The sequence below is a fragment of the Paraglaciecola hydrolytica genome, from assembly GCF_001565895.1.
Taxonomy (GTDB): Bacteria; Pseudomonadota; Gammaproteobacteria; order Enterobacterales; family Alteromonadaceae; genus Paraglaciecola; species Paraglaciecola hydrolytica.
In genome coordinates, this window is record NZ_LSNE01000006.1 from 75,803 (window position 1) to 100,601 (window position 24,799).

A 24,799-nucleotide genomic window follows, 5' to 3' on the forward strand; every position below is an offset into this window, starting at 1 on the left:
ATATTCACTTAATGACAGCAGTTTTCTCAATGACTCAAGACGATCTTCCGGTGCCAGACATTCAATCCGCTCCTGAAAAAGGTTTACTCTTTGCTAAAAAGAACAAGGTATCGGTGTGGGCTTCACAACATCCTTATGCCGATATTCCTGATGAGTATTTTGAAGAGATCTTTTTCAAAAATAATACCCGGGCCAAAAATCGCTGGTCAGAAAATTACCTTATCCGCTATTTTGTGCCGGATAATATGGAAACCAATGGTGCCCACGAAGGCACGATTGATATCCAAACGGCGGCGGGCCAGTGTTCTTGTTCAAGCTCGTTTATGGTCAATCTGCTGAGTAAAGCGAAAAAAAATAACATGCAGCAAGTGAGCTGGGTTATTTTACTTTTTGAATACGAATACAGTGCTAAATTGAGTGGTGTCGCGCAAGATGAATACACCACTTTTCTGGGGGCCTTTAACTACGATGCCGACAGTGACAGTTTGTTGGGGGAAGCAGAGTAACTTATATCAATTCCATTAAATAAATTCTCACTGAGTGCACATTTATTTAGTGGAGTTGGTATTAATTAAGCTTGGGTATATCTTAGGCAAAATCTTAATTAACTAACTCAAAATCAGATTTTGACGCCGAACAGTCTGGGCATGTCCAGTCGTCTGGGATATCTGCAAAACGAGTTCCTGCGGGTATGCCTTCATCCGGAAAACCAAGGGCTTCATCGTAAATTAAGCCACAAGTAATACAGCAATATTGGTGATAGCTTGGTTCTGGCATGGTTTGCTTCTCACTTATCATCGGCTATTGCAATAAAATCGGGTTTTTCTGTGACAAAACAATCGGGACACGGAAAGTCCTCAGGGATCTTTGCCCACAAGGTGCCCGCAGGATAACCTTCGTGGGCTGCACCTTTATTTTCGTCATAAATATAAGCGCAGTCAGGGCACTCAAATTTTGCCATCTTTGTTCTCCATTAATCCCAGTCAATTGCACTGCGCCCTGCCTTTTATTGCGCTATACGATGATAACGTCTGAATCTGTCGTCTTTTGCTTGTGGATCCATATTGACTTTATGCATATCACCTTGCGCCCAGTCGGCTATTTTAGGATCCATGATGGAAAACCAGATGTTGGGAAATAAGGCTAAAATATACATCCATGGATAACCCGCATGTAGCTTGGGCACATTATTGTAATCACGCAGCACTTGATAGGCGCGAGTAGGGTGGGCGTGATGATCCGAATGGCGTTGTAAATGCAAGAGGAAAAGGTTGGATACCTTATGATTACTGTTCCACGAGTGCTGCGGTTTGCAGCGTTCATAACGACCACTCGCCTCTTTTTGGCGTAACAAACCATAGTGCTCAATATAGTTTGCAGAGCTTAAAGCCCAATAACCGTACGCTGCCACAATTGCCAAAAATGGGATCATCAGGGGGCCAAAAAAGGCTATCAATAAAACATAGGCGGTGAGGGTAATTAATGCAGTTTGAATAATTTCATTGTGCACTGACCATGGAGATTTACCAAGGCGTTGTAACCGTGCTGCTTCCAGTGCTCGAGCGCGACGAAAAGCACCTGGTATTTCACGTTGCGCAAATTTGTAGATGGATTCACCCATGCGTGATGACGCGGGATCCTCTGGCGTTGCTACGTCTTTATGATGGCCTTTGTTATGTTCAATCACAAAGTGGCCATAACCACTTAAGGCAAGGGCTAGTTGTGCGGCCAATTGCTGAGCGTTGTCATTTACCTTATGACCCAACTCATGGCCAAGGTTTACCCCCGTTGCTGCCATAATTCCCGCGCTTAAGGCCGCGCCTAAAAAACTAAACCACGACCACTCATAATGAGTAATTACATAGGCTAAAACGATGACGGATAGCCACAACAGTGGCACCGCGATGAACAATATAATTTTGTAATAGGCCTGATTTTTAATCTCTTCAACCATGGCTTCACTGGGATTGGACTCATCATCACCAAAAACCTTGTCGAGCAGGGTAATACCGGCATAGATAAAAATAAAAGGTAACCACAACCATAAGCCCTGGTTGTTTGTTACGGCAAAATAGGCTGACAACAAAGGCAAAAGAAGCACAACCAGTGAGAGTGCATAACAGTATTTTTTGCTGGTAAGCCAGGTTGAATTATCTGCTGGGCTATTAGCGCGGGCGGTGGCCAGCATATTGGGTTCAAACTTATTTGCCATAATGTTTCTTTGCTCACCAACAGATTGTGGTTATTGAATGAGCGCAAATCATATCCACTTTGCCATGCCAACAACATGGCCTTTAGTGCCAAGCTTTGGTCAATTAGTGTCATGCTTAAAAAGAGTTTATAAGGTGTTATTTGTGTAGGAGATTATTGTTGGTGCTGTTCGCGGTAAACACCTGGAGAGCATGTAAACCAGCGTTTGAAGGTACGGCTAAAATTGGATACATCTTCATATCCCAACTGTAAGGCAATAACCTCAATTTTTTGATTGGTTTGGATTAATAAACGACAGGCGTCACGTTTTTTTAATGCTTCGATAATATTTTTGAACGACGTGTTTTCTTGCCGCAGTTTTCGAATGAGGGTGCTTTTTGAAAGCTTGAGTTTGTGGGCAGCTTCCTCAATCGTGAGTTGGTAGCAGCGAGAGCTCTCGACCAGATGAATAATCTTCTCCTCGTTTGTATGTTGTTGAGCTAATCGCAGTAGCTCAACTTCACATTGTTCTTGTGCCATGTTCACGGAATGCGGATCTCCTGCTAAACACTTAATCGCCAGCCACGCTACTGGCAGGCGTATTCTCGCTACTGGCGCAGAAAATTGAATATTCGGCCCTAAAAATAGTGGGTATTTATCTCGCCAAGCCGGTGCTTCGTAGGGCAACTCAATTAAACACTCATTAACCAAATTGCCAATGGCAAAACGAATAAAGTTATGCAGCATCTTGATGACTCCTTCATACAAGACAACTTCTACCGGCGACCAATCACCCGAGGGAGTAATCGAAAGATAAATATAGTCACCTTGACTGCTGAGGCTAAAATCTACAATTTGTGAACGGGTGGGGTAAAACTTAACGACAAAATCGAGGCATTGCTTAAAATCTTGGGCATGAGAAAGTCCAAAACCCAAGTGCCCATGGCTAGATACCGAAATACTATCAGCCACTTCTAAACCTAAGCACCGCGGCATGCCTTGTTCAAGCATAAGAGCAATAAGTGATTTGACGTCTGCTAAAGGAATGTAATGCTCAGGCGCATCCAGTTTGGAATGGGGGCGAACGTGCTGCAAGTTTACATTGTGCTCCTGCGCATAACGTAAAAAATGGTTCCAATAGGTCACTGAAATTAAGTGTTCCGAGGGCATCAAACACTCTACTCTTTGGTTTTTTATATGGATAGCCAATCTTAATGGCCAGCTGTTTTATTAGCAATCACGCATCAATGGCAAGCGCGCTCTAGCGACAACTCATGTTTCAGGTAATGACGAATTGACAGCGTTAAGCTGTATAATTTTAATATTCAAAAACGCAAATATCAGCGCGATAAGCGGATTCATGAGGTTAAAAAAACAATAAGGTAAATACGCGACAGTTGTCACAGCAAGAGTGCCGGCCATATACACACCGCAGGCGTTCCAGGGGATCAAAGGCGAAGAGAGTGTGCCGGCATCTTCTAGGGTGCGCGACAAATTAACATTGGCGAGTTGGCGTTTGTTGTATTCTGACTTCCACATATGCCCAGGTAAGACCAAAGACATATACTGATCGCCAGTCACAATATTCACACCTAAACAAGTGGCCATGGTGGAGGCAATAAGCGAGCCGGTAGAGTGCACAGCCTTGAGCATAAGGCGCATCAGAACAGCGATGTAACCAATTTTTTCTAGCACACCTGTCATCATCATCGAGGCAATCACTAACCACACCATGGATACCATAGAGGCCATGCCGCCCCGTGATAACAAGAGGTCAACGTCGGCATTTTGAGTGCTGATGTTAAAACCATCAAATAGCACTAACCAAAACGCTTTGATGACATGACTCACTTTGCTATCACCGGCAAAGGTAAGCAAAGCGTCGTATTGAAATATCAGACTAAATACACAAGCCAACAGCGATACCCCCATGATAGCGACAAAAGCCGGCACTCTTTTAAGCGCTAGCCACAACAGTAAGGCCATAGGGATTAAATTGATGGGCGAAATTACAAAATGTTGATCTAAGGTTTGCACAAAAGCCACTATGCCAGCTTGGCTGCCAGCGCTGATGGGGGCGTTTAAGCCAATGATTAAAAAGCCCATTACGGCGAGTATAAAACTGGGGATAGAAACCCAGGCCATATGGCGGATATGCTCAAATAATTCACTACCGGCAATCGCTGGCGCTAAGTTGGTGGTTTCGGACAGTGGCGACATTTTATCGCCAAAATACGCACCCGAAATAATCGCCCCTGCAGTGATTTCGGGTGATAGATTAAAGCCATAAGATACACCAATTAAGGCCACGCCAATGGTGGCTGCGGTAGTCCACGAGCTGCCGATGCAGGTTGCCACCAAAGCACAAATTAAGCAGGTTAGGGGGTAAAAATAAGTGGGTGATAAGATGTTAAGACCATAATACAGCAGACTAGGTACAGCACCGGACAACATAAAACTGCCAATTAAGGCACCGATAGATAAAAATATCAGGATGGGACCAACGATTTTAGTTGATGAGTGGATAATGCTTTGTTCTATCTGAGCCCAGCTCAGGCCATTTTTAAGGCCCACTAAAGCGGCAAGAAAACCAATCATCATCATGGCAACTTGGGTGGCCCCCATCAGCGCATCACTGCCAAATATGCCTATCACAACACCCATTAAACTGAGCAAAATTACGCTGACCAGTATGGCATCAAAACGGCTTAGGGGCTGACTGGCGGTGCTGGCATTAACTGGCTCGATACGCTTCCCCTTTACTTTTTATAGCTTAGTTATCCTTGATGATTTCTCGCGCTGCATTATGCCCCGGAGCGCCGGTTACACCGCCACCGGGATGGGTGCCAGCACCACACATATACAATCCTTTGATGGGCGACCGATAGTTGCCATGGCCTAACATGGGCCGTGTACTAAACATCTGATCCAAGCTGATATTGCCATGCATAATGTCACCTTTAGTAAGCCCGAATACCCGTTCGAGATCAAGGGGGCTTAATACCTGGCGGCCAAGCACAGACTGTTTAAAGCCTGGTGCAAATTTATCAACCGTGTCGATGATTAAGTCGGCTGCGGTTTCGCGGTGAAGATCCCAGTCGGTATCGGCATCAAACTGCTGGCAGAATAAACTGGCGACATGCTGACCGACTGGCGCTAAGGTGTCGTCAAGGGTAGAAGGAATAAGCATTTCGACAATAGGCGCTTTAGACCAACCGTGCTCTCGTGAATCTCGATAACTTTGATCAAGGTAGGCACAAGTGGCACCCACAATAATACCGCCGGTGAGATGCGCTTGTGTGGCACGCTCTTGTGTGGCTAAACAAGTAAATTTAGGCAGTTCACTTAAAGCGACATTCATCCGAAAAGTGCCTGAGCCATTTTTATAATGTTTGATACGCCGGGCAAAATCCTGTGGCAGATCGCTATTATCGACTAAGTGATTAAACAACAGACTGGGGTTAAGATTAGAGGCGATGATCTTGGCTTCAAGGGTTTCGCCATTTTCCAGCTGTACACCATAAGCGCGGTTATCTTTAACTAATACTTTTTTGACCGCCGCATTGGTTTGGATTTCAACTCCTTTAGCCTCAGCCGATCTGGCCATGGCTTGAGTAATTGCGCCCATACCGCCAATGGCATGACCCCACACACCTTTTTCACCATTCACTTCACCAAAGGCATGGTGCATTAATACATAGGCCGAGCCCGGGGTGCGAGTATCTGCGTAGTTACCGACAATACCATCAAAGGCAAAGGCACCTTTGACGTAGGGATTTTCGAAATACAGGTCTAAAAAGTCCGAGACACTTTTGGTAAAAATATCTAATACAATGCGCTCATCTTCGATGCTTAGTTTGCGTAGGCGATTGCCAAATTTAGCGGCTTTGAAGAGGTCTTTTATACCACCACCCACGTTAGGTGGAGTCTCAAGTAAAAAATCACGAATAAGTTCCGCTACCATGCCCGTGTCGCGAAAGTAGCGTGCTAAATTATTTGCATCACTTTGTGAAAAACGCGCGATCTCGGCTTTTAGATTATCCGAACCCACGACAAATGCTAAAAAATCATCGTTATCGTGGGGCCATAAATTGTTGACCTTGCGATGCACAATGTTCAAACCATAGTCATGGAGTTTTAAGTCTTTGATGACTTTAGGGTTAAGTAAACTGACGGTGTAAGAGGCTACTGAATTACGAAAGCCGGGGTGAAATTCTTCGGTAACCGCTGCGCCACCCACCACATTACGACGCTCTAGTACCCGTACTTTTTTACCTGCCATGGCAAGATAATTGGCACAGACTAAACCATTGTGCCCGCCGCCGATGATGATCGCGTCTAACATCAATACTCCTACTTAACCCAGGTGAAGATTGACAGTATTGAACAGCCGTTCAATACTGTCAACACTCCATCTTTAGCTGGAAAATCTGAACACATGGCGCGTTTAACCTCCGATAAAATAAGGCAATTAATCAAAGCGCAGCAGGCTGGATATTCCCTTGCACAAGTCTTTTATAAAGACCCTGATATTTATCAGGCAGAGATCAATCAGATATTTTTACAACATTGGCTGTATGCCGGGCATGTATCACAAATCCCCAAAACTGGCGACTATTTTACCTTTGAGTTTGATACTGAGTCGCTGATCGTTGTGCGTACAACCAGTGGCGAAGTTAAAGCCCACATGAATGTTTGTCGTCATCGAGGTTCGCGCATTTGCCTTGAACAAACGGGTTCACAAAAACATCTGACTTGTCCCTATCATGCGTGGAACTACAACCTCGACGGTGAATTGATAGCAGCGCGTAATATGCCTGCCGATTTTGACATGTCTGAAAATGGTCTGCATAAAGTTAATGTTGCCCTGCTTGGGGGACTGATTTTTGTGTGTTTAAGTGATAATCCGCCAAGCCTAGACCACCTTAAAAATGATCTTACAGAGGTAAAGGCGTTGTTTGGTTTTGAGCGTATGAAGCTGGCAGAAAAGAAGTCTTATCGCATACCTGCCAATTGGAAATTGGCGGTTGAAAATTATCAAGAATGTTATCATTGCGCCCCTTCGCACCCAGAGTTTGCCCAGGTTCATGCCATGGCAAAACCGCCCAAGGTATTTAAAACTGCCAAGGCTGAGTTTGCCAATGCCAATCATGGCAATCCCAAGTTTAAGCAACTTAATCACTATTTTGACTTAGCCGCAGTTGGGCAAGAAGGTTATCAATACGACCGTAACCCTTTGGTACGTGGTGCGCTAAGTGGCAGCTTAGGCGGCAAAGCTGTTGCGCCCTTACTTGGCGAAGTAAGCGACTATGATGGCGGAGCATCGGAGCTGATGATTGGCCCCTTGAGTTACTTTTTGATTTATGACGATCACATGCTTTGTTATCGCTTTTTACCCGTCTCGATAGACGAATGTATCTGCGAAGTATCTTGGCTGGTGAATGATTCTGCAATTGATGGCCAGGATTATCAACTCGCCCAACTCACTTGGTTATGGGACATCACTACGCAAGCAGATAAAAAGATCATCATGAATAATCAAAAAGGTGTGGATTCACGATTTTATCAAGCTGGGCGTTTGTCGGACATGGAGTATTTTCAGCAAAGCTTTTTGAATTGGTATTTACTCACCCTAAGTAAATAAAGCCCTGCGTAGTTCGCTAAGCAGCAAATAATTGGTATTGGAATATTCTCAATCTTCATCGGGTTTAAGACTGGCCGGTAAATCCAGTATGAGTTCAAGGGCATCTTTGCTGCTTTGTGGGGGATGTTCTCAAAAGCCTGGGATTAGCCGCGATAATGCGTAGGATCCAAACAGCAGGTCGTTTTTTATGTACAGGTGGTGAGCGCTTTTAGTCCCATAAAACTCAATGTGGCATAAAAAACGGTGTGTTATTGGCGCAGTGTTATCGGCATTTGCTCAAGGAAATGATATTTTTCATAGATAGGACGTAGCTGATCTTTTTCTATCAATCGGGTCATACCTTGATCAAAGATATCTTTTAATTTTTGCCCTCGTGCATTGTCACTAAATATCATGAATAGATTTAAATGATTAATATCCACAAGCTGATATTCAGCAGCCTTGGCGTCTTGTCCGAGAGATTCTAACCAAGCTTGATGTAATGCTTTGGTATCGACAAAATAATCTGCCCGCCCAGACACTAATAATTTATAAGAGGTTTCACGATCAAGTACGGAAAAGCCTTTAATATAGGCTCTATCTGCTGTAAGGACCAATTCATCTTCATAGGGGCTAGCCCATACGGCGACATAGTTTTGTAGTGAGCTTAGGCCGGTATAAGTCATGTTCTTTTTATTAAACAAAATACTAATGGGGGCGGCCAAAATAGCATCGCGAGGAGTGAGGTAACCATCAACAGCAGTGGTTGCGCCGCTCATGTCGGCTGTGCCGTTTTTTACTTCCAGAAGTGCACGTTTCCAAGGCATATAGATTATGTCTACCTGATGCTCCGCAAACACCGCTTTTACAATGTCATTGTATAAGCCACTGCCGTCTTTGTTGGTATAATTTTGCCATGATTCCGTCACCCAACGAATGGTATCTGCATTCGCCACACGTGTACTCAACAAACACACACTTAAACACAAAGTGAGAACAGTGAGCTTCATCGCCTGATAGTTATTCATCGTTGAATAATCTGTGAGTGATTTTTACATTAATCAATTAAGTATCTACTTGGCGCCATCTATTCCCTCATTGGCTTTTTAAATATAACAATCCTGTTTAAATCTATGCGTCACGATAAACGTCATTTTATGTAATTACTAGTCTTGTTTATCCCATGCTATTTGTCTGGTGGGGATATATTTTTGCCAAAATTTGAGGTGAAATTTTTAGCTATGCATTTGTTTTTTAATATTTTTCGGTTTCTATCTGGTTGAAATTATTCTCTCTTTTATTCTTAACGATTTACGTGTTTCTCGCCGCTGTTTTTTACTCCTAACGCTAATGATTACACGCCCCATCTACCCATTGCTCACACAATAAGATGGCTTCAGTGGCATTAAATTCACTTGAATTAAACGAATCGCTGGATAAACACCATTCTAACCACAAACCATCGATGATGGCGGTGAGGCCAATGGCTGCTAGTCGGGGACAGGGTTTGACTGGCTGTAGATTATTTAACGCCATAAAACTCTGCTCTAAAAATACTCTGAATGCTTGATTAGAAATATCATGGGCAATTTTGATTTGCGGAGCTCTGTCAATCATGCTCCAGAATACCACCCAGGCACGTAAGATTTTGCGTTGTAGCACGGCATCACCAAAGGTTTCGTGGATAAAAAACGATAGTTGTTGCCGTGGGAGTTCAGTTTTGTGGGATTTTTTAATGGCTTGATCCATTAAGGTATAAGCCAAATCGAGATAGGCGGCTGCCAGTAGGTCGTTGAGTGTGCCAAAGTGATAATTGATGAGGCCAACAGCTGTGCCTGCTCGCTCACAAATTTTACGTACCGAGCAACCATCAATGCCTTCTTGCATTAATGAATCTAGGGTCGCTTGAATAAGCTTAGCTTGTGCTTTGTTATACACAGGGCGTTGGGTGTTTGAATGATTTTCTGCTGTCATAGGGCAAGCCTAAAGTAGCTGTTGATAAATGTCATCTCAAACTCCTTCTTTTGCCACTGCAGTAAATCGGGTAAATGATGGTCAACAGAAATTGTCACCAACATTCCCCGCTTTACGATTGCCATTAGACTTATTTTACTAAGGGGCTAGCCCACTCAACAATATCTTTACTTAAATCCTTTAGGCACTTTTTAGTTGCACTACAAATAGAGTAGTTAACACCCAAGTCTAATATATTGCTCGAAGGTGTTAATTCATTCAATACAGCGATGGCACAGGTATGTTTAGCGGTTTGTAGATCTTCTCCTCTGAGAATGGCCGCCGTCACCTGCACTTTAGGTAAGTTATCTTCAGTTTTAGTACCGAAGCTGAAATCTTTACCCAGCGCAAGTTGTTCAATATCAATGAGTAATACTGGAATAGTGCCATTGTTGACTTTTTCGGTGGTGTTAACCGGCTCCATCGTTAGACCTGATTTCGCACTATCTTTAACCAACAATTCAACTAAGTTTTTATCAATCTCACAAGGTAGTTCGGCCTGAGCATAGTTATAACCTGGCACATTAAAACCAAAGTTCTGATTGACATAAACTAGCGAGTTTTGTTCGCTGGCAATTAAAACGGGGGTAAATGCACTTAAGCATATTAGGGTCAGAGGCAATAGTTTATTCATAATATATTCCAATAGGTTGATGTTTGGGTTGATACTGTTGGATATTTTATAGCAGCTTTACAAAATCGTACTGAACACCACCTGACTAATGACTTACCTTTGCCTTACCTTTAAAAACCTATTTAAAAACAAGTATTTATGTAAGAGTTAAATGTTGTGTAAAGTTGTAATCTTAGTCTGTTTTACGGCAAAATAATGCCTACCCATCGAGTGTATATATTACACATTTGAACTTGAGTTGATAATTTTGATGACCTCAGAAAATAGCGACAACATTATGTTAGGTGATATTCAAATCTCGCCGCAACACAATACGATGACAAAAGGGGAGTTAGTCTGTCGCTTACAACCTAAGGTCATGGCGTTGTTGTGTTATTTGCATCAACATAATGACAGGGTGGTGGCTAATGATGAATTGCTTGAGCAAGTATGGGAAGGCAGGGTAGTTACCCATAATTCTATTCAAAAAAGTATTAATGCGTTACGTGCCGCTTTTGCTGAATTGGATACCAGCACTGAATATGTGGTGCATTTTTCTAAGCGTGGTTACCAGTTAGTTATTGCTCAGCATATTCAACAAGCAGGGCAAACACACTTTGTTGCTAAGTTTTGGGGTAAACCGCTGATTTTTCTTAGTTTGGTCGCCCTAACGATAAGCGCTTTGTTTCTGACTTTTGTTGTTCCTTCGCTGTTTCCGCCTAAAGCCACCATTGCCTCGCTACATTCTAGCCAGTTTAGCCAAGTTAAACCTTATGTATCGAATACCGGGCGCGAACGTATTATTGAGCCTTTTACCAGCAGCGACCGTGTGGCATTTATTCGCGACGAGCCAGACATAAAAGGAGACATGCAGAGTCGCCTTTATATCCAAGGAGCCAGTGGCCAAGAATGGCAAATGTCGGTGGCACGAGGTGATTTTGTTGATCTTGCATGGTCGGCCAGTGGTCGCAATTTGGTGGCGGTAGATGCCCATACATCGACAGAAGAGCTGCAAAATACTAGTGATGCACCGTATTATACTTTTCACATTTTCACTTTAGATTTTAAGGGTGAAAAACTAATTGAAAAAAACTTGTTAAGCCATTGGTTGGGCAAGGTGAGCAGTGTGTCGTGGTGGGATGAAGGCACTTTAGAGTTTGTCGCAGCACAGGGGGCGGCGACTAAATTTGCGCGTTATCGTTACAATATCGCCAATCAAAACCTGATTGAGCTGGAGTCACAACAAGAGCGTGGTCAACTGCTCGCAACACAACTTTTAGATAAATCATTGGCAGAGTTGCGCCAATTGGATTCAGGCATGCAAATTCAGTTATTTAATTCACAACAAAGCTTAGTCGCGCAAAGTGTTTTCCCTTTGCCGGTTGTGTCGATGAGTTGGCTGGTGGATGGCAGTGGATTACTCATCTTGTTTGATAATGGAAATTTATCCGTCCTTGAAGTTAGCGGACGTTTATTTCAGCTTAACTATGCGCCAAAACTAGGTGGTCGCATAACAAGAGCAAGATCAACTGACAATAACAAAAGCTTAGTATTAACAGTGGATGCTTCGTTGCTTGTACCACAAACAGTGTCCTTTAAAACACAAACCAATTTGCATGGTGACGTGTCTGCAATAAGCTTTTTGGCAAAGAGTGGTGGTTTTATTTACACAGCTACGACTAATTAGTCGCGCCCCAGTTATTGCCAAAGTAACAGCTCTTTCTGACTAAGAAATTTGACCATAAAATTAAAAAGAGTAAGTTAACATTCTATTAACCTTATGTGTTGATGACATGCTCATCTTAGCAAGTTGAATTAATGTAGCCATGCCCTATCGTATAAAGTGCAGGCTGATTTTTAAGCGATTATTTTGAACTGGACATTTGGAACTGAATATTTGGAAAGTAGAATTAATTACCTTTGTTATTTTGCGGTGCTAGCGCTAAATTTTGCAGGTTTTTTTAGTCATGCTGCTAAATTTGAAAATATTGTTATAGCCACTCATATTGAACCCCCACTTGTTGATCTAATCGATGGGAAATTTGTCGGTCAAAATGTTGATGTTGCGCTTGCTCTAGCACATTCGTTAAATATGCAAGTCAGTTTTATTCAATGTCCATTTGCAAGGTGCCTAGCCATAACTCAAGAAGGCAATGCAGATATGATGGTATCTATTCGTAAAACGCCGGAAAGGGAAGAATATCTTCATTTTTTGAGTAGACCATTTTCTAGTAACAATCTGCCAGTGCGTTTTTATCAACTTAAAACTAATCGCCATGTTATTAATGCTTATGAAGACATTAGCTCGTTAGATATTGGGGTGCTGCGTGGTGCAACGTATTTCGAACGTTTTGATCACGATTTGGCTTTACATAAAATCCCCTTAACTAATCACAATCAGTTGATTGAAATGTTATTAAAAGGGCGAATTGACACTTTTCTTGGCAGAGAAGTATCAATACAGGCGCTCACAGATAAAACCACGTATGAACAACAGATGAAAATGGCACCTTATATCTACATTAAAAGATTTGATGCTTATATTGCAGTATCTAAACGATCTCCTTTAGCACCGCGAGTGAATGAATTATCTAAGGCCTTGTCTGAATTGTTAGATAGTGGAGAGTTAGATAAATTATTGATTAAGCAGGATTAAATGTATTTTTGATATACAGCTTATCGTGTGTCAGATATATGAGGGCTAGTCTATGTCACTCGAGTTGTCAGTGACCGGACGTTAAGGTTTGGTTTTAAGGTAACTGGGTGGTGTCATTAACAGGGTCGAGGTCATGCCACAATTATTGCTCTAATTGTTGCTCTGTTTTACCTTAAATATCATGACTCATTTTTTATCTCCACTGTTTAAGCTCAGTCACCTTCTTAGTTTTGTACTGTCGAGCAATTCGCTACACTTAGCGTACAGCTTCATATTAGACTGGCCATAATATTGTTCAACACACTGCTAACCAAACACTAAGGAAAGATGCATGAAACTTTATGTCGATTCAAATTATTTATCACCTTATGCCATGTCGGTGTTTGTTGGCTTAAGAGAAAAAGGCCTTAGTTTTGACACCATTTTGATTAACCTTGATAAAGCCGAAAATTATGCCCCCCAATATACAGGATTTTCAACCTCTCTTAGGGTGCCGGCAATAAACGATAAAGGGTTTAGTTTGTGTGAGTCGTCGGCGATATGTGAGTATCTTGAAGATTGTTACTCTGGAGTGGCGCTCTATCCACAAAACCCTGCTGACAAAGCAAAAGCGCGGGAAATTCAAGCTTGGTTGCGCAGTGATTTAATGCCCATTCGCGAAGAGCGTACAACAGATTATGTATTTCGTAAGCCTAGGGTATTGGCATTGTCTGCTAAGGCAAAAGTGGCAGCTGATAAATTGTTTCTCGCCGCAGAACAACTAATTCCACTTGGTTCTAACTCTCTTTTTACACAATGGTCTATCGCTGATACCGATTTAGCCTTGATGTTAAATCGCCTGATCTTTGCTGGTGATCCTGTGCCTGCAAGATTAGTCGAGTTTGCTACGTTTCAGTGGCAGCGCCCAAGTGTGCAAGAGTGGGTTAAGCTCGCCAGTAAATATTGAGGCATTAATCTTTAAAGCCATGGATTCGCAATATTCACTGTATTTTGGAGTAAGGTGCACAGTTAAAAAATAGCCTTACGATAGGTATCGACTTGCCCCAAATTACTCTAGTATCTTTTTACATTGAGCAATCAAAAATTAAGTTTATTAATGCAAAGTAATGACAACGCAATAACAGAATTTAAGCTGGCCAACCAAAAATTGTTTTGGTTACCTTTTGGTATCTTAGTCGTCGGACTTATTGTTGCCACCATTCTAGATAATCGCAAAGCGGCGGAAAACCAGCAGCATATCCATACTATGTTGAATACAAGGCTGGCACAGATTTCTGACGCGGTAATTGAATCGGTAACCCTTTATCAGTATGGTTTAAGAGGCTTGCGCGGCGCAGTTGTGACGGCCGGCATTAATCAATTTAACTACGCCAATATGCAGGCCTATAGCGCCTCGCGCGACATCGATGTTGAGTTTCCTGGTGCTCGAGGATTTGGCATCATCCGTTATCTGTTGCCAGAGCAAGTGAGTGATTTTGTTGAGCAAGCTCGGCAAGATAGACCAGATCAAAAATTTAATATTCGCCAGTTAACAAAGCACAGTGAAAGCCAGTTTATTATTCAATACATCGAACCAGAAAACAAAAACTCTGAAGCACTGGGTTTGGATATAGGTTCTGAATCTATGCGTCGTCGCGCTGCCTTAGATGCCGCGAGATTCAACGAGGTTAGATTAACGGGGCCTATTACCCTAGTGCAAGAAAGTAAGTTGGTAAGGCATGGTTTTTTAATTTTACTGCCAATTTATAGCACTGATCCTAGCCTATTGAGCCCTGAGCAAAGACTTGAAAAAATAACGGCCTGGAGTTATGCGCCCTTACTGGTTGATGAAGTATTAGACACCATTAACGAACTACAAAACGATGTACTGTTAAGTATTAAAGATATTGACGAGGATAGGTCCACGACGTTCTATCAATATGGTCAAAACGATACAAACGTAACCACCTACAAAACCCAAACAACTGGAGTGCTGTATGGTCGTCATTGGGAGTTGGAGTTAACGGCGAAACCCGCATTTATCGACGCCTTATCTTTACCCAATAACCATCAGGTTTTTTTCATTACTTTAGGGTTAACGACTTTTTTTATGTTAGTTGTTTTTAGCATTCAACTGACTATGGCTAGACGGATGCAGGCATCCGCACACAAAATGGAATTGTCTCATGTTAAAGAGAGCGCCCTTAAACAAGCCAATATGAAACTTGAACGTGAGGTGTCGAAGAGAATAAAAGAAATATCACAGGTGAGTGCCTTACAACGCAATATTCTGGAAGGGGCTGGTTACGCCATCATTGCGACTGACGAACAAGGTCTTGTCAGCGTTTTTAACCCTGCATCTGAGAAATTGCTAGGATATTCTGCTGCAGAAATTATTAATAAACAAACTCCCGCCCTATTTCATGTCATCGATGAAGTAGTTGCTAGAGCGCAAGTTCTTTCTGCAGAACTTGGTCATAATATTGAACCTGGATTTGAAGTTTTTGTAGCTAAAGCGCGCTTAGGTGAGCCTGATATCAATCGTTGGACTTATGTGCATAAAAATGGCAAACATATTCCGGTGCGTTTAAATGTCAGTGGTTTATTAGATGATGATAATAAACTTTTTGGTTTTTTAGGTATTGCTTTTGATCAGACCGAACTATTAGAGCATGAGCGCGCATTGGCTCAAGCCAATATTTTACAGCGTAGTATTCTTGAAAGTGCTGGTTACGCCATCATAGCTACAGATGAAGTAGGTATAGTGACGACATTTAATCCAGCTGCCGAGCAACTTCTTGGTTATTCTGCCGAAGAATTAATGGGTAAAATGATCCCGGCAAAATTTCATGTTAAGGAAGAAATCATTGCCAGAGCAGACCAATTGTCGAGAGAATTAGGCTACCAAATAGAACTTGGATTTGAAGTGATAGTGGCAAAAGCCCGCTTTGGTAAACCCGATATTATCCACCTAACTTATGTGCATAAGAGTGGCCGCCATATCCCCGTACTTTTAAACGTCAGCAGCTTGTTGGACGTTCAACAAAACTTAGTGGGTTTTTTAGGTATTGCCTACGATCAGACGGAGCAGTTGAAACATGAAAGTGTCTTGGCTCAAGCGAGGGATCAAGCTGAGCAAGCCAACGCCGCTAAATCGATGTTTTTAGCTAATATGAGCCATGAAATCCGCACCCCACTTAATGGTATTTATGGCACCTTACAAATACTCGAAAAAGAAGTGAAATCAAAGCAGAGCCGAGAACTGCTGGATAAAGCGATTTATTCCACTAAGAACTTAAATGTCATCATTAACGATATTCTTGATTTTTCTAAAATAGAAGCCAACAAATTAACTTTAGAAAAGGCGGTATTTAATCTCGCTGAGTTACTTGAACATTTACGTTCAGATTTGTCGGTGATGGCGAGTCGTAAAAATATCACTTTTGATTTACTCAATCAGGTTGAGCACAATTACTGGCAAGGCGATCCTACTAGGGTACGGCAGATCCTGCTTAATATAGCCTCGAATGCCGTTAAGTTTACTGAGGTTGGCAGTGTAAGTTTTACCGTTAGTCATCAGACGTCACAAGGACTGCTCGTTTTTGTCATCAAGGATAGCGGCATTGGGATGGATAAAGAGCAGCAACGTCGTTTGTTTCAACGTTTTGAGCAAGCCGATAGCTCTACCACGCGGAAATTTGGCGGCACGGGTTTGGGTTTGTCTATTACTTATTCCTTGGTATCACTAATGGAAGGGCGCATTTCAGTAGAAAGTGAGATGGGCGAGGGTAGCACCTTCATCGTCAATTTACCCTTGCAACAGGCGGAAGCGCCGCTTGCTAAACGCACTGAATTTAGCGCTGAAGAGATTAATCTGAGCGGAAAAGTCATCCTTATTGCCGAAGACAATGAAATAAATCAGGTGATTGTGGGTGCCATGCTCGAACCAACTCAAGCGTCAGTGAAGTTTGTGTGGAACGGGCAAGAAGCTATTGATGCGTTACAGTCCACTATACCAGATTTAATTCTGATGGATATTCAGATGCCGGTGATGGATGGGATTGAAGCGTGCCGCAAAATTAAACGTTCTCATCCTCATATCCCGATTGTTGCTTTAACGGCTAATGCGATGAAAGAAGACATCGAATTATATCAACGTGAAGGTTTTGACGGACATTTGTCTAAGCCAGTTGAAATGACCATATTGTTCGAAAAGTTGCAGCAAATCTTATTAAGCTAGGACTGGGTTGCCTGTGGTTTGGGTTTATATCCAAACCACCTGAATCCTGTATCTTCACGTGGTTTGAGTTTAACTATGCTATCATGCGCGCCCTTCGAACAACGTTATCTTCTCAGGTAGTACTATGATCCCTTGGACGCATTTAGGCAGCGCACAAATCCCCAATAATGGCGGTGAATTAAAATTCTCCCAACGCGGTGATGAGTTTTCTATACGGTTGTCGGGTATTCGAGGTGAGTTGATGAATAGCCGTGTATATAATTCAGAAAAAGTCTTGTCTGAGTTAGGTTGTGCTCATGTGAAGTCAGTAGATAATGCGCAAGTATTAGTCGGTGGTTTGGGCATGGGGTATACCTTAGCTGCGGCACTTAAAGCGGTTAATAGCACCTCAACGGTGACAGTGGCTGAACTCCTTCCTGAAGTCGTGACCTGGAATCAAGGTGACTTAGGAAAATGTGCCGGCAACCCATTACAAGATAGTCGTACTAAAGTGCATGTTGGTGATGTTGCGGTATTGCTGAGTACTCAGGAGCCTACCTTTGATGCCATTTTATTGGATGTGGATAATGGCCCAGAAGGTTTAACCAAGTCAGACAATAATTGGATTTATTCCGAAGCGGGACTTAAGAGCATTTATCACACCCTTAAACCGCAAGGCATGTTGGCCATTTGGTCGGCTGGCCCAGATTATTTATTTGAAGTACGTTTGAAAAAAGTCGGTTATAAAGTCGATACACGTATTGTGCGCGCTAGGCCAGGCAAGGGTAGTAAACACACTATTTTTCTGGCTAAAAAATCTTAGCCAGATTTGTTAATCTAACTATGTGTATTGTGCAAGGCGATTAAAGTGGGGGGGAATAATCGGTTGCTTGCATAAACACCACATCAATACTTTTCACCAGTTTCCCGTCTTTAATCGAAGCTTGATAAGCTTCTACCCACTGTGGATCCTTAATAAAAGTCTGCCATTTTTGTTTGGCATCTTCTTCGCTATCATGTTCGATGATATAGATTAGCGTATTACTTGCGTTTGGCTCTTGAGTGGGAGTCCAGTAAGCAATCACTTTCATGCCTAAGCGAGTAAAAATAGCGTGAGTATGCTCGCGAAAGCGAGTTTGCAGCGCGGGTAACTTACCTTCATTAGTATGATAGGTGCGCAGTTCATAAACTTTATTCTTAATTTCATCGGCCTGAACATTAGATAGTAAAGTTAAGCTTAAACACAGCAGCGAAGTTTTTATTAGTTGGCGCATGGGCATTGTAGTTTCCTGTGATAATTAATTGTTTAATAAACTCAGATTGATTTTAGCCACTTGGTGACCTTGGGCTGTCGCTTGGCGGTAGAGGATTTTAGCCTTGGTGAGATCTTGGCTTACACCCTGACCGTTTTCATACAGTTTACCTAAATTATTTTGTGCATCTGCATCGCCTTGTTCGGCTGCTTTTTGATACCAATAGGCGGCTTGTTGATAATCCCGTCGCGTCACGTGGCCCTGAGCATAAAGATAAGCCAGGTTGTACTGTGCAAGACTCACACCTTGTTCGGCAGCTTGTTGATACCAATAGAGGGCCTGGGCATTATCCTGCTTGATGCCTAAAGCTTTAGAATAGCGATAAGCCAGTTCAAACTGCGCTTGAGCATGACCTTGCTCGGCAGCTTGTTGATACCACTTTGTGGCAAGCCGTTGATCTTGTTTTATGCCCTGCGCTAGGGCGTAAATCTGGCCAAGTTGATATTGGGCTAAAGCATCGTTCATTTGAGCCGCTTGCTCGTAATAATAACGGGCTTCACGATAGTTTTTTTGTTGGTAATAATTATCCTCAGCGAGCTTGAGCAGTTCAGTGAGTTTTTGAGTTTGCTGAGAATCTTTAAATAACAGAGTGAGTTTTTGTAAGGCACGCTGCCTAAAATCACCTGCGGGTTGTTGGTCAAGATAGTCTTGATAGGCCTCAACCGTTGCCAGCTTTATGGCGGTTTGCCAAGCTGTTTCATCATCGATTTTTACTTTAAGGGCCGCACTGGCTTGGATTAGGTATTGTCCATCTGGCCAGCGATTAAGGTAAATCTGATAGCTTTGCAAAGTATTGATTTTACTGGCTTGCTGCCAGTCGTTGTCGTCTTGTTGCTGTTTGAGAACTTGCTCGGCGACTTGTTTTTGTTCTGGCGTTTGCTCTGGTTCTAATTCTGACTCTGACTCAGGCTGGTGGTTGTTCGAGTCGGGTGACACAGCGCCATTAAAGTCATCGTAAAAACGCCAATAAATGCCAGCCATTAAGATTAAACATAAAACAACTAACCACAATAATGAGCTATTACGGCCTTGTGTGGGTTCGCTTTGTTGCGGTTTTTTTCGATAAAACAGATAAAAAACCATTAGCAGAAAAATTACAGTAAAGGCTATATAGCGGTTTAAATAGGGCATGCCACTGCGACTTAAAACAAACAATCCCTGACTTTGCTCATAGGTGATCTCGACCTGCATGCCTTGTTCATCTAAAAAATGCGCCAACATACTGCCAAGCTCAGCGCTGGATAATTCACTAATATATTGATAGTCGCGGCTGGCGATATGGTGTAACCATTGTTGTTGGGGGGCGTATTCTCGCACCAGTGTGCTGGCCACATGAGTATCTAGTGCCTGTAAATAGTCGGCCGTATGTTGCAGTTCTTGCTGAGTAAAATTAAGCAACTGGACATCGTAGTGTTGACGGCGTGGCAGGGCTTGGAGTTTTTCGCTTAATACCGCGCCAAGTTCCTGACTTAAAAAGTGCAGTGTTTGATTGAGCCAAGCATTTTTACATTCGGCAATGCAATTTTGCTTAATATCATCGACTCGTTTAGTCACTTCAAACGCATCAAGTTGCATACCACTGGCTAAATCAAGCACTCGGCCTGCCAAACTAAATTGCCAGATGGCCTCATTGTTTTGACGCAGTTTAAAGGCCTTAAATTGATAACGCAGCGCAAGATTGATGGTTTTACCGGCCCGTTGCACCGCTTGGCGCAGGTTTTGTGGATCTATAGAAACACAATTATTGAGTTTACAATCTGTTAGACCAAGCTCTTGCACACTATGTATATCAAAGTCTGCGGCACTTAATATCAAGGTTAAACCTTGAGTAATGCTGTGGTTGATATCGGGATAGAGGCTGAATTCGCTGGGCAACTCGCTGGTTTTATCGGCCAGGATCACGATTTGCCAACGCTCTGCACCAAAGCTTGTTGGTAAACCTAGCAATAACAAACTTACACACAGGCTAAAGCTTGTTAATGTTTTGCATAAACAATGTGTCATTTTAGACATAATGCCCTTAGGAAATAAATAAAGCTTACCATCCATAGTTATCAGTTTGCTGTGGCTCTCTAGCTCTGAAAGTTATGCGTTTTATCGTAAAGTTATTACCTGCAAAGTTGACGAGGGCGCGTTTATTTAGCTCTTCTAGCATCTTTTTTAAGTTGCGGTTTAACTTAGCTGTGCTGCTGCTTGAGCGATATAACAGCTCGCTACGAGTATAATGTTGTTCGGTAGGCCGTAACGAATCATAGCCAGAAAAAATCACTAAGTATTCTTCAATCTCCAGCATATCGGCGGCACTGAAACCATCGAAAGTTAGATAGTAGTCACTTAACATTGGATTGTTAGTTGAGTGTTGTGACTGAGTATTTTCCTGCTTGGTATGTGTCATCCACGCGAGTTTTTCAGCTAATACCGCACCCAAATCATTGGCCATAACACTGGCTTTATCGTTAAGAGTAGCTGCGAGACATTCACGACTACATTGCGCTGGCGCATTCCATGGTTTGCCACTATCGAGGTTAAATTCACCTAAAAATTTGCCACTCAGGGCATTTAACATCCGTCCATCAATGCGCGCCGAAATTTTAGTGCCGGTATCGAGTTGCAAGGAGCTAGCATAGATACGAAATACCAGCACAACATCGATGGGCGGGCGTTTAATCGAACGAGCTAGATCCAGCAGTTCGTTATCACTGCGCTGTTTATCATCAAAATTATCCAGCGTAATAATGCTTCTGTCATAGACATTAAAACCTCTGTCGTGCATTTGATTTTGCAAAGCACTCACTACACTTTTACTCACTCGGCTACTGTGAGGCACTGTGCCTTCACTGACATCTTCTGCCATCACCAGAATATTCGGTTTATCCGCAGAATGGGCAGTAACTATGTGGCTAAGGCTTAGTAGCAATACCAGAGTCTTAATGATTAGGTGCATGGAATTTCCTTGCTTCTTTGGGGATCAAAGGCTTCTATCATGACTATGCAAACATTTGGGCATTTATTGGCACATGTTGGATTAGTTATTGTATTAAGCAGATGGCTTGCCAGATTGACAAAAAAGGATGGAGATTACAAATAAATCAATAAGGTATGTCGTTGTAAAAACGAGCTGGAAGAAGTGGATCATCTGTTTAATGCAGATGATCCAAGTCAAAACAAAAGGTTGAAGCAGAGCTAGCTAATTACCTTGTTGAGTGACAGCCTATAATCTGCCTGCCGCTTGTTCTTTTAGCGCGTAATCCACAGCTCTTGCGGTAAATGCCATAAAACTTAAGCTTGGGTTTTGTGGTGCCGTGGAGCAAAAGCTGGCACCGTCGGTAACAAACAGGTTAGGAATATTATGACTTTGGTTAAAACTATTAAGCACTGAGGTTTTAGGATCGCGCCCCATACGTGCAGTGCCTACTTCATGAATCGCCAATCCGGGTGGTTTATCGCTAGTTTTAGCGCTGATATTGGTCACACCTACCGCCTCTAACATGACAGTCATTTGCTCTTTGGCGTCTTCCATCATCAGTTTTTCATTTTCTGAATACTCACAATGAATGTCGAGTTGTGGCATGCCCCATTTGTCTTTGAGGGTGGGATGTAAAGCCACGTGGTTTTCAAAACGCGGTAACATTTCACCCATGGCATACAGACCAAACTTCCACTTACCTGCTTGCTTAAGTTTGTTTTTAAAATCCACCCCTATGCCATCTTGATATTGGCTACTTTGCCAGTTTTCACGATAAGCACTGCCACCCAACATGTAACCTCTTAAAAATTTACGTTTAGCATCGGGTTGATAATAAAAGTTGGGGACTAAAATACCGGTTGGGCGGCGACCTCTATCAATTTCGTCTTCAAAACCTTCCACATCACCACCGGCATTGGCATTGTAATTGTGATCCATCAAATAATGGCCCAGTACACCACTGCTGTTGGCTAAACCCTTAGGTTGAGTTTTAGTTGCGCTATTTAAGAGAATTTGTGTTGAGCCAAGAGTTGAAGCACATAAAAACACCACTTTGGCAAAATATTCACGTTGGCTTAAGTCATTGTTATCAATCACTCGTACACCAACCACCCGATTTTTTTGCTCATCATAGATCAAGCTATGCACCACACTATCAGGCGCAATATGTAATAAACCGGTTTTTGCAGCCGCGGGTAGGGTAGAGCTTTGAGTCGAGAAGTAGGCGCCAAAAGAGCAACCAGCCTGACATTCATTACGCGCCTGACATTGCACTCGTCCTTGGGAATAATGTAATTCTGTGGGTTTAGTTAAATGGGCAGCACGGCCCATGATCAGATTACGCTTGGGAAACAAGGCTTCTAATTTAGCCTTAATCGCCTTTTCAGGTGAATTCATTTCAAAGGGCGGTAAAAAATCACTGTTAGGCAGCTGTGGCAAATTGTCCGCGTTGCCACTTATGCCGGCATGTTTTTCAACATAAGAATACCAATCAGCAATATCTTGATAGCGCACGGGCCAATCATTGCCATAACCATCAAGTGAATTGGCTGCAAAATCATAATCACTAAAACGATAAGATTGACGATGCCACAGTAAGGATTTGCCACCCAATTGGTTAGCGCGGATCCAACTAAAGGGTTTATCTTTTGGGGTGTTGTAAGGCAGATCACGATCATTGCCAAAAAAGTGTTTAGTGGCGTCTTTAAAGGCATAACATTGTTGCTGGATTTTATACTGTTGCTCAAGCAAGAGGTTATCAACACGAGTGCGGTATTCTTGCTGCCACGGCGCTTTGTTTTCACCGATATAGTCTTTTCGATGCTCAACAATGCGACCGCGTTCGATCATGAGAGTTTTTTGGCCTTTTTCGCACAGCTCTTTGGCCGCCCAGCCGCCTGCAACCCCTGAACCCACGACGATGGCGTCGTAAATTTCTTGGCTTTCTTTTATATACATCTGTTCATTTTGCATGTTTGATTTCTTCACTTTTATAAATTTCAGACAAGTTTGATTTAGTAATACAAACCCATCGAGCCCCAATCCGCATCGCTCTTTTTATAAGGTATTGAGCCCTTATAACCGCCAGGCACTGCCAAGTATCTTAATTCTTGCGAGGCGCCTACTTCAGAGGTGTAATAACCAAAACAGATGAGGCTTTTAAGAAATTTAAAATCACCGCGATATTGTTGTTTAAAACTCTGGCCACCCATTTCTATTTGGGTGAGTAGCTCAACTTGTTGCGTAGCAGTTAAGGCTGCAAATTGATGCTGATATTGTGCATTGGATTCTTTGTCTATATTGCTCAGCAGAGTCACAACCTTTTGTTGCTCTGCCGTTGTATGACAATGAAATAATTGATTATCGATAAAGCCATGCACATCCACTTCGGCTGCACCCAGCGTTTCGGTTTTAGGTATGACCTGAGCACAAATTGCTTTTAACTGAATTAACTGAGCTTGCGACAATAATTTGCCTGCTTTACTGGTGCTATCTTGTTGTGGTGTATAGGCCATCGCCACTGAAATCGCATTGCCGCCTAATAACGAAGTAGCAGTACCAACCCCAACCAGTAGGCCAATTTTGTTGAGAAAGTCTCGACGGGATTTATTGTGAGTTTGAGGAGATTTATCCCCTTGATTATGCGACATATTATTCACTCTACGATTTACTTAACTATTAACTAACTACTAAAAATAGGGCATCGAAAACTAATAAACATAAAACGCTTTCATCGATGACACTACAACCTGGCAATCATTTTTTTTAGACTCGGTTTAGCCAAAACCTCTATTTTCAAGGGGATTAGGCCTTGGTCAGTTTTATTGTTTTTAATTACTACCCATTAGTTACCACGATACGCAATTTTACTTTTAAGTAAAGCGCGCCTGTATTGGCTGTATTGACCTAACATGGTCAGGGTAGGGACTGTCTGGATGCCGGTGTTGTTTAGCTCCTCTGGTTTTGCAGCATTGCTAATACGTTCTTCCAATAGCAAAAATAATTTGAGATGAACCATAAAATGCAATATCGAAAAAAGATCCGCCATCTTGCCTATCTGTTTAGCCTGCTAGCCTTTGCACCTTGTGTATTCGCGGCTCCTAAATCTGCAAACGTGAGCTTTGTATAGGATACAAAATCAAAGTATTGAAGGCAGCTGCCGCTTAGAGTTTCAGGTAATAGATGAGAGACTTTAGGACTTTTTTATGATGTCTGATACTTACCACT

General features: G+C 42.5%; 22 protein-coding genes. 7 read left to right on the top strand and 15 right to left on the bottom strand.

What is annotated here, in order from left to right; all coding sequences use genetic code 11:
• Nucleotides 1-29: 29 nt before the first annotated feature.
• A complete protein-coding gene (locus AX660_RS12400; RefSeq protein ID WP_068377355.1) occupies nucleotides 30-506 on the top strand; it encodes an immunity 22 family protein in 477 nt (158 codons plus the stop codon).
• A gap of 94 nt (nucleotides 507-600) precedes the next feature.
• On the opposite strand, the gene AX660_RS12405 is transcribed toward AX660_RS12400, so the two are convergent.
• The 6 genes from AX660_RS12405 to AX660_RS12430 form a co-directional block, all read right to left on the bottom strand.
• The gene (locus tag AX660_RS12405) at nucleotides 601-777 is read right to left on the bottom strand and encodes a rubredoxin (RefSeq protein ID WP_068377897.1); all 177 of its coding nucleotides are present in this window, start codon (nucleotides 775-777) and stop codon (nucleotides 601-603) included.
• A 10-nt stretch (nucleotides 778-787) separates the two neighbouring features.
• Nucleotides 788-961: a rubredoxin gene (locus AX660_RS12410; protein ID WP_068377358.1), complete on the bottom strand. Its 174-nt coding sequence runs from the start codon at nucleotides 959-961 to the stop codon at nucleotides 788-790.
• Between the two features lie 45 nt (nucleotides 962-1,006).
• Nucleotides 1,007-2,212 (bottom strand): alkane 1-monooxygenase, encoded by a 1,206-nt coding sequence (locus AX660_RS12415; protein WP_106404080.1) that lies wholly within the window; start codon nucleotides 2,210-2,212, stop codon nucleotides 1,007-1,009.
• Between the two features lie 152 nt (nucleotides 2,213-2,364).
• Entirely contained in the window at nucleotides 2,365-3,360 is a 996-nt protein-coding gene (locus AX660_RS12420) for an AraC family transcriptional regulator (RefSeq protein WP_068377362.1), read from the bottom strand.
• A 102-nt stretch (nucleotides 3,361-3,462) separates the two neighbouring features.
• A complete protein-coding gene (gene nhaC / locus AX660_RS12425) occupies nucleotides 3,463-4,854 on the bottom strand; it encodes a Na+/H+ antiporter NhaC (protein ID WP_082768890.1) in 1,392 nt (463 codons plus the stop codon).
• A gap of 109 nt (nucleotides 4,855-4,963) precedes the next feature.
• A complete protein-coding gene (locus AX660_RS12430) occupies nucleotides 4,964-6,535 on the bottom strand; it encodes a phytoene desaturase family protein (protein WP_068377369.1) in 1,572 nt (523 codons plus the stop codon).
• A 93-nt stretch (nucleotides 6,536-6,628) separates the two neighbouring features.
• Here AX660_RS12430 and AX660_RS12435 point away from each other — a divergent pair, with 93 nt between their 5' ends.
• Nucleotides 6,629-7,834, top strand: a complete 1,206-nt coding sequence (locus tag AX660_RS12435; protein WP_068377371.1) for an aromatic ring-hydroxylating oxygenase subunit alpha — start codon at nucleotides 6,629-6,631, stop codon at nucleotides 7,832-7,834.
• A gap of 248 nt (nucleotides 7,835-8,082) precedes the next feature.
• Here the strand turns inward: AX660_RS12435 and AX660_RS12440 are convergent, their stop codons facing one another.
• From AX660_RS12440 to AX660_RS12450, 3 genes are all read right to left on the bottom strand, one after another.
• Nucleotides 8,083-8,841, bottom strand: a complete 759-nt coding sequence (locus AX660_RS12440; protein ID WP_082768891.1) for a substrate-binding periplasmic protein — start codon at nucleotides 8,839-8,841, stop codon at nucleotides 8,083-8,085.
• 319 nt (nucleotides 8,842-9,160) lie between these two features.
• Entirely contained in the window at nucleotides 9,161-9,787 is a 627-nt protein-coding gene (locus AX660_RS12445; RefSeq protein WP_068377376.1) for a TetR family transcriptional regulator C-terminal domain-containing protein, read from the bottom strand.
• Nucleotides 9,788-9,917: 130 nt separating this feature from the next.
• Nucleotides 9,918-10,460, bottom strand: coding sequence for a hypothetical protein (locus AX660_RS12450; RefSeq protein ID WP_068377378.1), 543 nt, complete (start codon nucleotides 10,458-10,460; stop codon nucleotides 9,918-9,920).
• Between the two features lie 250 nt (nucleotides 10,461-10,710).
• Here AX660_RS12450 and AX660_RS12455 point away from each other — a divergent pair, with 250 nt between their 5' ends.
• The 5 genes from AX660_RS12455 to AX660_RS12475 all read left to right on the top strand — a co-directional run bounded on the left by AX660_RS12455 (nucleotide 10,711) and on the right by AX660_RS12475 (nucleotide 18,116).
• Nucleotides 10,711-12,126, top strand: coding sequence for a winged helix-turn-helix domain-containing protein (locus tag AX660_RS12455; protein WP_082768892.1), 1,416 nt, complete (start codon nucleotides 10,711-10,713; stop codon nucleotides 12,124-12,126).
• Between the two features lie 183 nt (nucleotides 12,127-12,309).
• The gene (locus tag AX660_RS12460) at nucleotides 12,310-13,095 is read left to right on the top strand and encodes a substrate-binding periplasmic protein (protein WP_157884335.1); all 786 of its coding nucleotides are present in this window, start codon (nucleotides 12,310-12,312) and stop codon (nucleotides 13,093-13,095) included.
• A gap of 331 nt (nucleotides 13,096-13,426) precedes the next feature.
• Nucleotides 13,427-14,041, top strand: coding sequence for a glutathione transferase (gene yfcF, locus AX660_RS12465; RefSeq protein WP_068377383.1), 615 nt, complete (start codon nucleotides 13,427-13,429; stop codon nucleotides 14,039-14,041).
• Nucleotides 14,042-14,191: 150 nt separating this feature from the next.
• Nucleotides 14,192-17,314: a CHASE domain-containing protein gene (locus tag AX660_RS12470; protein WP_068377386.1), complete on the top strand. Its 3,123-nt coding sequence runs from the start codon at nucleotides 14,192-14,194 to the stop codon at nucleotides 17,312-17,314.
• A gap of 124 nt (nucleotides 17,315-17,438) precedes the next feature.
• Nucleotides 17,439-18,116 (top strand): spermine/spermidine synthase domain-containing protein, encoded by a 678-nt coding sequence (locus AX660_RS12475; RefSeq protein ID WP_068377389.1) that lies wholly within the window; start codon nucleotides 17,439-17,441, stop codon nucleotides 18,114-18,116.
• A 40-nt stretch (nucleotides 18,117-18,156) separates the two neighbouring features.
• On the opposite strand, the gene AX660_RS12480 is transcribed toward AX660_RS12475, so the two are convergent.
• The 6 genes from AX660_RS12480 to AX660_RS12505 all read right to left on the bottom strand — a co-directional run bounded on the left by AX660_RS12480 (nucleotide 18,157) and on the right by AX660_RS12505 (nucleotide 24,620).
• Nucleotides 18,157-18,567: an NIPSNAP family protein gene (locus AX660_RS12480; protein WP_068377903.1), complete on the bottom strand. Its 411-nt coding sequence runs from the start codon at nucleotides 18,565-18,567 to the stop codon at nucleotides 18,157-18,159.
• A gap of 24 nt (nucleotides 18,568-18,591) precedes the next feature.
• Nucleotides 18,592-20,619 (bottom strand): tetratricopeptide repeat protein, encoded by a 2,028-nt coding sequence (locus AX660_RS12485; RefSeq protein ID WP_162266420.1) that lies wholly within the window; start codon nucleotides 20,617-20,619, stop codon nucleotides 18,592-18,594.
• Nucleotides 20,620-20,644: 25 nt separating this feature from the next.
• On the bottom strand, nucleotides 20,645-21,550 hold the full coding sequence (locus AX660_RS12490) for a hypothetical protein (RefSeq protein WP_068377396.1): 906 nt from the start codon (nucleotides 21,548-21,550) through the stop codon (nucleotides 20,645-20,647).
• A gap of 267 nt (nucleotides 21,551-21,817) precedes the next feature.
• The gene (locus AX660_RS12495) at nucleotides 21,818-23,545 is read right to left on the bottom strand and encodes a GMC oxidoreductase (RefSeq protein WP_068377408.1); all 1,728 of its coding nucleotides are present in this window, start codon (nucleotides 23,543-23,545) and stop codon (nucleotides 21,818-21,820) included.
• A 41-nt stretch (nucleotides 23,546-23,586) separates the two neighbouring features.
• Nucleotides 23,587-24,222 (bottom strand): gluconate 2-dehydrogenase subunit 3 family protein, encoded by a 636-nt coding sequence (locus AX660_RS12500; protein WP_068377411.1) that lies wholly within the window; start codon nucleotides 24,220-24,222, stop codon nucleotides 23,587-23,589.
• A gap of 194 nt (nucleotides 24,223-24,416) precedes the next feature.
• Complete coding sequence (locus AX660_RS12505; protein WP_068377414.1) at nucleotides 24,417-24,620, bottom strand: hypothetical protein; 204 nt, start codon at nucleotides 24,618-24,620, stop codon at nucleotides 24,417-24,419.
• Between the last annotated feature and the right edge of the window lie 179 nt (nucleotides 24,621-24,799).